Raw genomic sequence first — 13185 nt, forward strand, 5'->3', positions numbered from 1 at the left:
TTGCGTATGTCTTTTAAATCTACAGATTACGCGAATGCACGAAAGGTGAGCCATGATGATTGTCGAGACGACCGTCCGTCCCATGGCCGCTTTTTGGCATCCATGCCATCGCGGCATTTGTGAATCCTTTCACATCAGACGGGGCGGTCGGAGCATCCAAGGAAGGACTTGAACAACATCCGTGTTTAACTGCCAGTTCGGCGTCCATGACTCTCGTTTATAAGCTCAGAAACCCTAGGTTTCTATTCACAGTGTCGATGAGTGAATGACATGGCAAGCCTGTGTGAGTGGATATCCGTAAACGCTAAACTTCTCACAACTAAAATTACTGATCCCCAAACACTACTTTTCAACACGTATCTGTTCCCAAGGCGTTATCAAGCCCTACGCTAAAACCACTCGAAACTGAAAGACTGATTGTTGGGATTTTGTATAAAAAAGACAATAAAAAAGTGCTTTATTTTTCAATAAAGCACTCATTTCTAAGCTATTCAATCATTAATCAAATTACTAAATTTATTAATGATTAAAGTGATATGTAGAGTGGCCAGCCGAGGAGGCCGACAAGACCTTCTTTGTATTCGAATCTTTCTAAGCGCTCGGGTGAGGCGTCGCTGAGTAAGAGTTCGCGATAGCTTTTCGCAAAGTGCAGAGTACGCAGCAGGGCGGGAGCAAAGTTTTTACCGAGATCTTTACTGATGGTTTCAGCGAGTTCTGCGGGTAATTCTGCTAACGCTTTCTGGGTTTCCAATTCAATATGCTCACGGGTAAACCACTCATCTTTTAGAGTGATTTTGCCGATACGCTTTTTCAAATCCTGCCTGACTTTGGCGCCATCAAACAATAATCGATACAGTACCACTTCGGCTAATACACTCTCTAGATTGAGAAAATCTAGCGGGTCATAGCTCGATTGCGCGTAAAATTGCGCGAATAGAGCTCCAATTGACTGTTGGCGCTGATGCTCAAGTAGGGCATCTTGATAGGCTTCATAGCCTAACCATTCTTCTGCATCTGGCGGGCTAGACACTTGTTCAAGCAAGAACTTGTCAACATCACCGTACAGTGACTTGCCGTTGACGAGTTTATGCTTGCTGACAGTGCTGAGCATGCTCCAGCCTTTTTGAAAGCATTTGACTACGCCATCGGCGTTGAGCAATAAACGTATTGCTTGCTGCGGATTTTGGCTGGATAACTCCAGCAAGCCAAGACTGACTACGCCAATCACATCGTGCGCTGCTTGTTCGAGCAGGTGCATTTTGTATTTGTTGTAAAATTTATCGGCCAGTTTGAGGCTCATCAAAATAGCTTTGGATTTGATTTGTGACAGCTGTTCATCGCTCAGCGTGTCGTCTGCTTGGCCTTGGGCTAATACCTTGCTCAGGTAGGGCCCTTGATCTACATCACGCAGTACCAATTGCATCAAATAATTCCTTAATCCAAAAAGCTAAACATATCATCGACTTCAGCGTATTCATCCGTCACTTGGTTTTTCTCTTTGGCTTGAATTACCAGTTCGTTAACAAACTTACTGATGATCATTTCCCAACCTGAGCTTTCGTTACGCAGTAAACTCTTGATGGCTTTTTCAACATCGGGCGCGAGCTCGTGGATTAAGGCCATTAGGCTGCGTGGGTCGTCTATGCTGAGGCTGTGTGCATCTTCACTGGCAACGCGGCTGTCGTAGCCGATGGTTTCAGTGTCTTCTTCGTCATCATAGAGATCGGTGTAGCCGTCTTCATCTTCATGCTTCTCGCCTAACATCATTTCGATAAACGGGATCGATAAGTAAAAGAGGCCAGCAGGATCGTCGGCGATACATTCTAAAATGGCAGTTTGTTTTTGTTCGCTATCCTGGATACGAATTAAATAGGTCAAAAAATCAAAGGTATGCTGAATCAGTTCTTCGGCATTGTTTTTAATTTTTTCTTCCCAGTACAAAGGCTGCTGACAGACGATGTCGCGAATTTGTTCTGGCGTCATGAGTTCAGACATGATCGAAGGGCAGGAGATATCATGGTGACTGTTGATTTGTGTCAGCGTGACGATATCCATGTGTTCGATAACTTCGACTAATTGCGCGTCGCTCATGGTATTGGCGATGATTTCAAAGCGTTTACTGGCTTGTTTTGGCTCTACATCCGCTAACTGCTTAATTTCAGCGACGGTAATCTCAATGAGACTAGTGTTCATTAGCGGTCCTCGTCATCATAGTGATCGTAATAGCCATCTTCTTCTTCGCCTTCATCATCATCGTCGTTATCGGACGTGCCAACATAGTCGTTGTCATCATCTTCATCGTCGTGATGCTTTGCTGCTGGTGTAGCTTTACCTTGAATTTCAAGTAAATACAATACGGCGCAGCTTTCTATCAATAAGGTTTCGGAGTAACCGCGTACGGCCAACACCAGAGGTAAATCGGCATTGTTAAAGCCAATAGTGACTTTGAATTCATCCCACTCGGGTTGAGTTGCCGTGTTTATCCACTGTGCCCACTTGAGCTTGGCTTCAGCGGGAAACTTAATTCGACCATAAAGTGCAACGGGCAGGTATTCAGGCACAGTATCGAGTATCTTAGGATCGGCTTCTAACACCTTTTTGATTTGGCTAGTAAATTGCTCTAGCGCTTTAGGTGTATCAGGATCGTCATAGGATTCGATATTGTCGTAGGCATTATTTTTTAGCTCATTAATGCGTGAGATATTCAATTTTTTAACCATTTGGCACTACTCTAGAAAACGCTCAAGGATAAAATTGGTCCCACAGCTCGCGCATGGCGCTGGCTGGATCGGTCACTATTACGTTATTGAAATCTTTAATAAACGCATTTCGTCGCTTAGGATCTGATAACACATCATAAGCATTTTTAACGCGTTCAAGTTGTATGGCAGCTTGCTGCTTTTCCTCTTCTGAGGCGCCTAACAACTTGTCGGGATGATATTTGTTTGACAGCCGTCGATAGGCTTTTTTAATGTCGTCTTCTTTGGCACTGGGTTTTATGCCGAGCACACTAAAGTGGTTAATCATGCTTATACCTACAAGGCGATGGTTCTGATATCGCAAGATAAAAAGGGTTTGACTCTGATCATCTTTAAATTCGTGGAATTATATCAGTCAGCCGTGGATCATAGCAGAAATCCCTACTCAGCGGCAAACGCGCGAGCAGGAATTTATGCTTTAGTGGCAGGTAAAAATTCTTTTAACTTTAATCTGTTGCGACTCATTACGTTAGCACGCTGTTATGTCGCTTAAATCTTGTATCCAAGTCAGAATTACACCTAATGCTAACTTAAGCTCGACACTAAACGTAGGTTCATCCCAAGGGTGAGCATTTGTTTTTGCTCACGCTGTAAATCTTTCATAAATAAGCTGATTTTTCGCTTATGGCTTGGTAGCACTAGCATCAGTCCATCAGGAATGACCTTGATATGATCTAAGGTCAGCGTTTTGGCGATACGACCCAGATTAAGTAATATTGCGAGCCGTAGTAGGCACAGTAGTCGATTTAATGTGAGTTTATGGCTGGGCTCAAGCTCAGTGAGCATCAAGGCATTGGGCTTTTTTCGATGGTTGCTGATAAGCCGTGCTAAATCTAATTGTAATGCTTCGCTAAACCCAGGCAAATCACTGTTACTGATGATATAGCCACCGTGTTTATGCAAAGACTTTGAATTAATGTGTAGCCCAATTTCATGTAAGGTTGCGCTGTAGGCGAGTAGGCGCGCGTGCGGCCTTAATTGCCAGTCATGGGCCACCTGTTCAAACAGCGCCATAGCGGTATCGCGCACCTTAGTGGCGTGGGCCATATCGATATGATAAAGCTGGGCAATACTATCAACGGTGCGGTGGCGAATATCTTGATACTGGCCAATTTTTGCCAGTTCATAGAGTACGCCTTCACGAAGGGCGCCAGTGCTAAACTCCAGTTTATGTATCGGTAAGCGCCTAAAAAAGCTGATTAAAATAGCTAGGCCGGCGGGCACTAAAGGCGTGCGTTTATCATCAACATGGGCAAATTCTATCTGGTTAATATGGCCACACTTGATCAACTTGACCTTGAGTTTTTTTAGCCGTGACAGTGTTATGGTTTCATCGCCGTGTTCTTCTTGAATCGCTTCGCAGATGGCTTTGACGGTACCTGAGCTGCCTAAGGTGAGCTCCCAGCCGCCGGCAAAATATTCCTTTGAGAGTGAGGCAAACTGTTTATCGGCCGCGCTTTGTGCATCACGAAACGAAGCTGAGGTAATACGGCCATCGGTAAAAAAACGTTCATTAAAACTCACGCAGCCGCAGCGCAGGCTCGATAATTGTGTTGGGGTATTTTTATGACCGATCACAACCTCGGTAGAGCCGCCGCCTATATCTATGACTAAATTACTTTTTCCAAGCACTTGGCTTTGGGCAATGCCATTATAAATTAAGCGCGCTTCTTCATGGCCCGAAATCACTTCTACCGGATAGGGCATAATAGCGAGCGCTGCTTGGATAAATTGTTCGCGATTTTTGGCAATTCTCAGAGTGTGGGTCGCGACTAAGCGTACTTGGGCTTGGTCGAGATTAGAAAATCTTTGATTAAAATCTCGTAGGCAGTTGAGGCCACGTTCAATGGCTGCATCGTCAAGCACATTGTGTGCATCGAGCCCCGTTGCGAGCTGAACCTGTTGTTTTTCTTTGTGCAAAATTTGCAAGCTGCCATCTTGCTCGCGGGCAATAATAAGATGGAAACTGTTTGACCCCATATCGATGGCGACAAAATGGTTCGAGGCTGATGGTGTCAACATATTAATTGGTGACTGTGTTTGCGAATGAGTAGCGCCCAATCAGATTATCCTTAAGCAATGGCAGTGAAATAAAGTCAGCATTTAGCCAACGTTGGCCTGTAACTGTTGATTTATATCGGGCGCAGCAGAGTCATCTTGCTGAGCATCCTCATCATGGGTTTGCTGTTGTAAGGCATTGAATTCTTGCTGTTGACGCTTTTCATAATTAATCAAATACTGATAAATGGCAATTTGAGAGCGTACTTTTCGCTTGTTACCACGATTGCGATAAGGATTACTTTGATCCTTATTGATGATGCGAGCTTTAGTATTGTCATTGAATTGTAATGATAAAATATCCATGACCATCTGTTTTAAGCGCAGATCATAAATAGGTACACTTACTTCAACACGATTATCAATATTGCGGCTCATCCAATCCGCGGAGCAGAGAAAAAGTTTATTTTCGCCGCCAGCATGGAATAACATCACGCGGGAATGCTCGAGGAATCGGTCTACAATACTGTAAATTTCGATATTATCGCTGATCCCCGGAATTTGAGGAATGAGCGAACACATACCACGAATCAGTAGCTTGATTTTGACCCCAGCCGCCGATGCTTCATACAGTTTTTGCACCAACGACTCATCGAGTAAGTTATTTAATTTTAAGGTGATCGCCGCTTTGATATGGTTTTGAGCATTGATGATTTCATTATCAATCAAGCTGCTGAGTTTTTGTCTGGCATCGTAGGGCGATACGATTAAGTGCTGGAAGTTATCGCGGCGATATGGATGCTCAATGAGATCAAATACTTGTTCAACCTCTTGGGCAATTTCTTGATTGGCGGTAAACAGCGACAAGTCGGTATACACTCGCGCCGTGCCCTCGTTAAAGTTGCCTGAGCCGACGTGACAATAGAGTTTAATTTCCCCTTGTTCTTCGCGGCCAATTAAACACAATTTAGAATGCACTTTTAAGCTGGTAATTCCGTGATGAACCTTCACGCCCGCTTCGGCCAAGATGCGTGTCCACTCAATATTAGATTGTTCATCAAATCTAGCTCTGAGCTCGATAACCGCCGTAACCTGCTTACCGTTTCTCACTGCATCGACAAGCGATTGCACCACATGGGATTTTTTAGCTACTCGATATAAGCTAATGCGAATAAAACGTACCGCAGGATCATATGCCGCTTGGCGCACCATTTCGGTAAAGTGCGAAAACTTATGATACGGATAGTTAAGCATAATATCGCCCATCCGAATGGCATCGAAGCTGTTGGCACAGCGGCCAAAACCTGCACTATTGAGTGCGGGTAGCTTTTCATTTTCGAGATAATCTCGGCTTGGGTTTGGAAAATCAATAAAGTCTTTAAAACTGTGATAACGCCCACCAGGGATCAAGCATTCGGTCGAGCTGATGTTCAAATTATCTTTGAGCATGACCAACATATGTTCGGGCATTTCTTTGTCATACACTAACCGTACCGGCTCGGCGGTGAGACGTTTTTTAAGGCCTTTGGTCATTTTTTCGAGCTGAGTTTGCTCTAGCTCGTCGGTGATATCAAAATCGGCATCACGGGTTAATTTCATTGAAAATACTTCAATGGCATCGTACTCGAAGAAGGGGCCAAAGAGCTCATCTACGCAATGGCGAATAATATTGTCGAGTAAGATTAAATACTTTTTTGTTTTACTCTTTTCAGTCGGGAGTTCGATAAAACGCGGTACATTTTTAGTGGGCACTTCGACTAGGGCATATTGGCGGCGCGCTTTAGTAAATAAACAGACACACAGATAGGTGGCATCATCGTTGATTTGTTTAACTAAACCGCGGTTATTGTTGACAATAAGCGGGGCAATATGCCGTTTTAAATGGTCTCTAAAATGCTTTTTTAGCCAGTCGCTGTGAAACTCGCTTAGCTGTTTTTCATTGATTAATAGAATATTACGCCGTACAAGCTCGCGCATTAAGTCCGTGTATATGCCGTCGAATCTTTCTTGCAGCGCCATCACTTTAGATTGAATTTTAGCCATTAAATGGCGGCTGTTACTGCGACCTTCCTGTAGGGATGAAAGCAGCATTGAGCGCCTAACCGAAGCGACACGCACCCTGAAAAACTCATCCATATTATTGGAAAATATGCCTAAAAAGCGCACTCGTTCCACTAACGGTACATTATGATCGCAGGCTTCTTGCAACACTCGCTCGTTAAAAGATAGCCAAGAGAGTTCTTTATCAATCGAAAGTTTGTCGGTATTGGGGGACACTGCACAGCTCCTTTAAGCAAGCGTCATGGCGCGATATACAATAACACTCATCCGTGTTTGTGCAATCAGCTTTAGGTGATTAAATTTGTTGTGGTATTAACGTTGCTCCTAGCTTTTGTTAGGTGAAACTTGATGGTGTAACGTGGCTAATGGTGCACGTTAACTCCTTGGGCATTATTGCAAACTATGCTATTGTGCTCGGCTTTTTTATCGCGGGAGTAAAGGTATGTTTGTTGGATTTGATTATGGAAGTGCTAACTGCGCCATAGGGATTATGCAGGGTGATACTGTGCAGTTATTGGCCTTGTCAGAGCAATCAGCTTATTTACCTTCGACCTTATATGCGATGGACAGAGAGCTCATCGCCGAGGCAGTTTATCGCGGTCTTCCTACTGAATTTAAGGCCGATTACGCTAATAAACGTGCCGCGCAAATAAGTCGCGCCCGTATGGTGCGCCACGAGTTAGATCTCGATGCCAACACCCAAGCGGTCTTTGTTGGTGAGCAAGCGGTAAGCGCCTATTTAGACATGCCGGAGGAAGGGTTTTATGTCCGTTCGCCAAAATCTTTTTTAGGTGCAACGGGTTTAAGACCCGAACAGGTTGCCCTGTTTGAAGATATTGTTACCCTGATGATGATGCATATTAAAGTGCGCGCCGAATCGATATTGGTTGAAAAGGGTCTGGCTAAACCCGGCGCAGAGGCGACAATTACCCATGCAGTGATTGGTCGGCCAGTGAACTTTCAAGGCATAGGCGGCGAAGAAAGTAACCGTCAGGCAGAAACCATTCTCACCTTAGCGGCAAAACGCGCGGGTTTTATCGGCGTTGATTTTTTGTTTGAGCCGTTAGCAGCAGGAATGGATTATGAAGCGACCTTGACCGACAACAAAACCGTATTGGTTGTTGACGTGGGCGGCGGTACGACCGACTGCTCAGTGGTCAAAATGGGGCCGGCTCATAAACATAAAGCGGATCGCAGTGAAGATTTTCTCGGCCATAGCGGTCAGCGTATCGGTGGTAACGACCTTGATATCGCCCTTGCAATGAATGCCTTTATGCCGCACTTTGGTTTAGGTTCACCCATGACTAATGGCAAACCTATGCCCAGTAAAGCATTTTGGAATGCGGTGGCGGTCAACGATATTAGTGCCCAGCGAGAGTTCAATACGCTAAGTAGTCGTAAATTGATTGATGAATTGATTAAAGAAGCCGAGCAGCCGCAGTTATTGAGCCGACTGTTAAAAGTGCAACTGCAGCAGTTAAGCTATCAGTTAGTTCGCCAAGCCGAGCGCGCTAAAATTGCGTTGTCTGATGCTGAAAATACCGATATTAACCTCGATTTTATTGAAGCAACGCTGCACGCTGATGTGAGCCGTGAATTGTTTGAGAATGCCATTGAGTCGTCGCTGACAAAAGTGGAAGCCTTAATGCATCAAGCGCTCGCACAAGCGGCACAAACTTTGGTTGCTAACCATGTGTTGAGTGAAAATATTGCGAGTGAAGATGTTGAGCCAGAATGTAAACCCGATGTCATTTACGTGACCGGTGGTACCGCGCGAAGCCCCGCTATTTACGCTAAAATCAGCGGTATTTATCCTGATATTCCAGTAGTGGTGGGGGACCATTTTGGCTCAGTGACGGCAGGGCTAACCCGCTGGGCACAAAAGATATTTGCTAAGCACTAATATATAAGCACTTATGTATAAGCAGCACTAACGTAAAAGGATGTATGGATGAGAACACGACTTAAGTGTGCGTTTGCGGTAACGGTGGGTTTATTACTCGCTGGCTGCGGTGACGATGTGGGTAAGGTGAGCCTAGGGCTTTTTACCACCAAAGATGTGATTATTGATGCGAAACAAGATCCTAAAATCCCAGGCGTAACTTGTCATATTAGTCGTATTGAGGCTAATTTAGATTTTGCCGATCCCTCCGACATGAGCATCAGTTGCCGTCAAACAGGGCCAATTAATGCAGCCGATCTCGCTAAGATTGACATGGGCAAGCACGGTGAAGTGATTTTTACTGAATCCTTAAGTATTTTGTTTAAGTCATTAAAAGTGCGCCGAATTTATGATGCGCAAAACCAGACGTTGTTGTATTTATCCTATTCGACCAAAGAGACTAATGGCAGCCATAAACATGCACTCTCAACTGTGCCGCTTTATGGCTCGGCGGCGTGGATCGATCCTGCGTTAAAGGTGGGTAAAGCGAATTAATCGAGGCTCATTGAATAAGTTAGCTTTATTTATTAGCCTAAATATTTACAGTAAACAGAAATAAAAAGGGGCGGAATATTGATTCCGCCCCTTTTTTTATATGCGAGCACTTGCCACTAAACCGCTTCGTTATTCAGCTAATCACCTAGTCGGTTGTAGGTAATAGGTAATAGGTAATTACAGCGACGTTGAAATATGGCTACTTCGCTTTAGCCGCCAACACGGCATTAAAGCGTTCAAAGCCTGCGCTGAGATCGGCAATTAAATCCGCGGGATCTTCTAAACCAATATGCACACGAATTAACGGTTTACTTGCATCCCACTGCGTTGCCGAGCGGATTTTATCAATGCCAAAAATACCAAGTATTAAACTCTCGTAGCCGCCCCAAGAGAAACCCATTTTAAAGTGATGCATATTTTCAACCAGTGCGGTAACTGCATCGGCGTCGCCTTGTTTTAATACAAAAGAGAACAAGCCGTTTGAGGCACTAAAGTCGCGTTTAAAAAACTCGTGGCCGGGGCAGGTATCAAAGGCTGGATGCCGTAGATGATCAACTTCTGGCCGAGTTTTCAACCAGTTGGCAACTTGTAGGGCATTTTTTTCATGTTGCGCCATACGCACGCCTAAGGTGCGCAGGCCGCGGGCGGCAAGATACACATCGTCTGGTGAGGTGGTTTGCCCCATTAAATAACTGTGTTCACGTAATTGTGGCCAGTATTGTTCATTGGCGGTGGCGGTGCCTATCATCACATCCGAGTGACCAACGATATATTTGGTTGCCGCTTGAATCGAAATATCTACGCCCATTTCAAAGGGCTTACTATTGATGGGTGAGGCCCACGTGTTGTCGAGCATAGTAATCAGCCCATGTTCGTGGGCGATGCGGCATAACGTTGGCACATCTTGCACTTCCATGGTGATAGAACCGGGAGACTCTAAAAATAACACCTTAGTATTGGGGCGGATAAGCTCGCTAATTCCAGCGCCAATTAGCGGATTGTAATAGGTGGTTTCAATACCAAAACCGCCGAGAATATGGGTACACAAATCTCGCGTTGGCTCATACACGCTATCAACCATTAATAGGTGATCGCCCGCTTTTAAAAATGATAGTAATGCAGCGCTTATCGCCGCCGCGCCAGAAGGATAAAGTGCCGTGCCTACGCCGCCTTCCAATTCGGCAATCGCCGCTTGAAACGAAAAATGAGTTGGAGTACCACGGCGGCCATAAAACATTTCGCCATTAGTTTTGTTTTTAGCGGCGTGGCGCATTTCTTCCATCGTTTCAAACACAATAGTCGAAGCTCGAAAAACGGGCGGATTGATTACGCCTTTGGTCCATTTTTTATCTCGACCTAAGCTGACAATTTGGGTGGCTTGATGAGGTTTATCTGTCATTGGAGAATTACCTTGGCATGTAGGGTGAACAAATCAGTTAGGCAAGTTTTGAAAAACACTTACGCTTAGAGAACACTTAATTCTTTTGAGACAAGCTACTTTCAAAAGCAGCGACAAGAGAGTGTAATCTGTTGTTATATTGGCCATCTTAGCATTTGCACGCCAAAATGACAGGAGGCGTGGTGATGAGTTTGACTCATGTTATTGCCTCCGGCATGTGCGATTTTAAGATAAAAATCGCCCGTGCTGCTGAGTAAGCGTAATGGCTGTTTATCTGCGCCAATATTAACTTTTACCCATGCACAGCCATTTTAGCTTAAAGGCAGCGTCACTAGAATATCTACGCCATTACGCTCACTACGATTACGGGCGAGGATTTGTCCCTGGTGAAACTCAGCAACTAATCGGGCGATATACAGCCCTAAACCAAGATGGGGTTTGTCTTGGACTTGATTTATCCTTACCGACACCATGGAGTCAAAAATCTGCTCCGACATATTAAGTGGGAGTTCTGGCCCTAAATTACTAATCAGCAATGTGGCTTGCTTGCCGACTTGGGTGAGCGTGACTTCGATAGCGCTGTCTTTATCGCAAAACTCAATCGCGTTGGCGATAAGTTTGTCCATCAACTGCGCTATGTATTCGGGCACGCCTTGCATCATCAGTGGTTGTTCAGGCACTTTTACACTAAAGCGCTGTTCTGGATAGGTCATTTGATAACCTTGCATACAACCACTAACCACTTGGGAGAGTGGGAATTTACAGATGTCAGCTTGAGTTAAACTCTGCTCTAAGCGGGTTGCTTCGCTCATATTATTTAAAATCATGCTTAAACGACTGACACCTTCTTGGGCGCGGTCGACATATTTCTGCGTGTCTTTATCTAATGTTTGCAGATTTAAATGCTCAAGAGATGAACGCACAACGGCTACGGGGGTGCGTAGTTCATGGGACAAGCGTGATGACATATTTTCTAAATAGTGTGTGTATTGGCCTAAACGTCCAACGATGCTGGAAAAGCTGCGTGATAAATCGCCAATTTCATCCCGTGCTTTAGATGGCTTGAGGTGATTGCGTACTCGACCTTGGCTATCAATGGCATTTTCCGCTTCATCGCGCAGTTTGCGAATACGGTTTGAAATACTTGATGCGAAGAAAAATAGCGCTAAAGTGCCCATACTCATAATGGTTAAAATCACGTTAAACAGTTTTTCTAGCGCACGGTTACGTAGTGAACGGATGCCGTGGGTGGTTTCTTCGGCGACAACGGCGCCCATCACATTGTTATCAATCCAAATTGGACTGGCGGCAGTGAGTACGACGGCTTTATTATCTGGAGTTAAACGCCACGTTGAACCTTGCTGACCCGCGAGCGCCTTTTGGATATGGCTACCGTCAAGTTCAGTCGAGTCTTGTAAGGCATCAATAAAATCTTTGGGCGGTTTTGTGAGGATTTTATAATACAGTGGACGCAGGTAATCGCGCTTGAAGGTTTGCCATAACGTGGTGCTTTTTTCATCCTCTAAAGTGCGAGTCCACACACTATTATTTGCGCGAATATCGCCAGATTTAGCCAGTACGCGGCCATGTTTATCGACTACCCATATACGTGAGCTGTTATGGCTCATGCCCTTGATAATACCTTCGATTTCAGGCGACGGTACCAATACTGTACCGAGGTTATCTACCGTATCTAAGGCTGAGGTTCCGACTACAGCAACCACATCGCGGTATTTACTGTCGTTAACATCAGCAATGGCAAATCCAAGCTTGCTGCCGACCATGTTTAAAGGGATACGCAGCTCGATATTGTAACCCACATCGGTAGTCGCCCATTGGCCTTGAATACGTACCTCTGGAGTGACGGGCACCGTTTGTTTAGGGTTAGCGGGTAATTCAAATGCGCTAATCCAACCCGGTTGCGTAGTGGTAATGATATAGCGTTTGAATTTATTGTCCGGTGACAGAGTCGCAATCGAGAGATGATCGTTTCTATCGACACTTAAGGCATTTTTCCCGCGAAAAACGACGCTTGGGTCGATGACCTGAAAAAAAGCATATAGATAACCATCGTACTGGCCGACCATGTGGGTAAAACTTAAGGTGAGCGGTGTATTTGGGTTGGCGCGCATGATTTGATGCGCTTCACCATATTGTATAAATCGGTGCTGATACTCCTGCCACTCGTTGAGTTTGCCATCGAGTAAAATTGCTCCTGCTAATGGATAGGCATATAAATCACGGCTTTTCTCTACTTGTTTTAAAAAACTCGCCTGTCCATCAAATAATTTAGGCCGCTCGTGTAGTGCAGTCGCCAGTGCTTGAGTTGTGCCCTCTAACGTGCGTTCTTGACCGTGGCGTAGATATTTTTCCATTTCCCACACGTATTGATACCCCAGCCAAGGTAGGCAGAGCAAAAACAGGCTAAGGCCGATGACTTTAGTGCGAAGACCAAAGGGGAAACGTATCATCATTTAGGTATCAGCATTTATAGAATTAAAGATAGTCTGTCTATTTTTACCCATTATATC

10 protein-coding genes are annotated in these 13185 nt (G+C 44.8%); 2 read left to right on the forward strand and 8 right to left on the reverse strand.

The features are described 5' to 3' along the window. Positions 1-526 precede the first annotated feature (526 nt). The 6 genes from atcC to ppk1 form a co-directional block, all read right to left on the reverse strand. Positions 527-1423, reverse strand: a complete 897-nt coding sequence (gene atcC, locus C9I43_RS05720) for a cold adaptation protein AtcC (protein ID WP_107882657.1) — start codon at positions 1421-1423, stop codon at positions 527-529. Between the two features lie 11 nt (positions 1424-1434). Further along, positions 1435-2193 carry a cold adaptation protein AtcB gene (gene atcB, locus C9I43_RS05725; protein ID WP_107882659.1) on the reverse strand — a complete coding sequence of 253 codons (759 nt, stop codon included), beginning with the start codon at positions 2191-2193 and terminating at the stop codon, positions 1435-1437. Then, positions 2193-2720: a cold adaptation protein AtcA gene (gene atcA, locus C9I43_RS05730; RefSeq protein ID WP_107882661.1), complete on the reverse strand. Its 528-nt coding sequence runs from the start codon at positions 2718-2720 to the stop codon at positions 2193-2195. The genes atcB and atcA overlap by 1 nt, the downstream gene beginning before the upstream one ends. A 22-nt stretch (positions 2721-2742) precedes the next feature. Continuing rightward, entirely contained in the window at positions 2743-3027 is a 285-nt protein-coding gene (gene atcJ / locus C9I43_RS05735) for a cold adaptation protein ActJcold adaptation protein ActJ (protein WP_076500256.1), read from the reverse strand. 257 nt (positions 3028-3284) lie between these two features. Beyond that, a complete protein-coding gene (gene ppx / locus C9I43_RS05745; protein WP_373455338.1) occupies positions 3285-4820 on the reverse strand; it encodes an exopolyphosphatase in 1536 nt (511 codons plus the stop codon). Between the two features lie 42 nt (positions 4821-4862). Beyond that, positions 4863-7034: a polyphosphate kinase 1 gene (ppk1, locus tag C9I43_RS05750; protein ID WP_181317853.1), complete on the reverse strand. Its 2172-nt coding sequence runs from the start codon at positions 7032-7034 to the stop codon at positions 4863-4865. A gap of 226 nt (positions 7035-7260) precedes the next feature. Here ppk1 and yegD point away from each other — a divergent pair, with 226 nt between their 5' ends. Both yegD and C9I43_RS05760 read left to right on the forward strand, forming a co-directional pair. Continuing rightward, positions 7261-8721, forward strand: coding sequence for a molecular chaperone (gene yegD / locus C9I43_RS05755; RefSeq protein ID WP_107882663.1), 1461 nt, complete (start codon positions 7261-7263; stop codon positions 8719-8721). A gap of 48 nt (positions 8722-8769) precedes the next feature. After that, positions 8770-9255, forward strand: a complete 486-nt coding sequence (locus tag C9I43_RS05760) for a CreA family protein (RefSeq protein ID WP_076500249.1) — start codon at positions 8770-8772, stop codon at positions 9253-9255. A gap of 199 nt (positions 9256-9454) precedes the next feature. Here C9I43_RS05760 and C9I43_RS05765 read toward each other — a convergent pair whose 3' ends face one another. Both C9I43_RS05765 and pdsS read right to left on the reverse strand, forming a co-directional pair. Further along, the gene (locus C9I43_RS05765) at positions 9455-10654 is read right to left on the reverse strand and encodes a cystathionine beta-lyase (RefSeq protein WP_076500248.1); all 1200 of its coding nucleotides are present in this window, start codon (positions 10652-10654) and stop codon (positions 9455-9457) included. Between the two features lie 311 nt (positions 10655-10965). Continuing rightward, positions 10966-13125: a proteobacterial dedicated sortase system histidine kinase gene (gene pdsS, locus C9I43_RS05770; RefSeq protein ID WP_076500272.1), complete on the reverse strand. Its 2160-nt coding sequence runs from the start codon at positions 13123-13125 to the stop codon at positions 10966-10968. Positions 13126-13185: the final 60 nt, after the last annotated feature.

The organism is Shewanella morhuae (genome assembly GCF_003028295.1).
Taxonomy (GTDB): domain Bacteria; phylum Pseudomonadota; class Gammaproteobacteria; order Enterobacterales; family Shewanellaceae; genus Shewanella; species Shewanella morhuae.

Bases quoted from the DNA above. Each gene is read 5' to 3' on its own strand.
- pdsS (WP_076500272.1), bottom strand. From the start codon at position 13,125: ATGATACGTTTCCCCTTTGGTCTTCGCACTAAAGTCATCGGCCTTAGC.
- atcJ (WP_076500256.1), bottom strand. From the start codon at position 3,027: ATGATTAACCACTTTAGTGTGCTCGGCATAAAACCCAGTGCCAAAGAA.
- yegD (WP_107882663.1), top strand. From the start codon at position 7,261: ATGTTTGTTGGATTTGATTATGGAAGTGCTAACTGCGCCATAGGGATT.
- atcC (WP_107882657.1), bottom strand. From the start codon at position 1,423: ATGCAATTGGTACTGCGTGATGTAGATCAAGGGCCCTACCTGAGCAAG.
- C9I43_RS05765 (WP_076500248.1), bottom strand. From the start codon at position 10,654: ATGACAGATAAACCTCATCAAGCCACCCAAATTGTCAGCTTAGGTCGA.
- atcB (WP_107882659.1), bottom strand. From the start codon at position 2,193: ATGAACACTAGTCTCATTGAGATTACCGTCGCTGAAATTAAGCAGTTA.
- C9I43_RS05760 (WP_076500249.1), top strand. From the start codon at position 8,770: ATGAGAACACGACTTAAGTGTGCGTTTGCGGTAACGGTGGGTTTATTA.
- atcA (WP_107882661.1), bottom strand. From the start codon at position 2,720: ATGGTTAAAAAATTGAATATCTCACGCATTAATGAGCTAAAAAATAAT.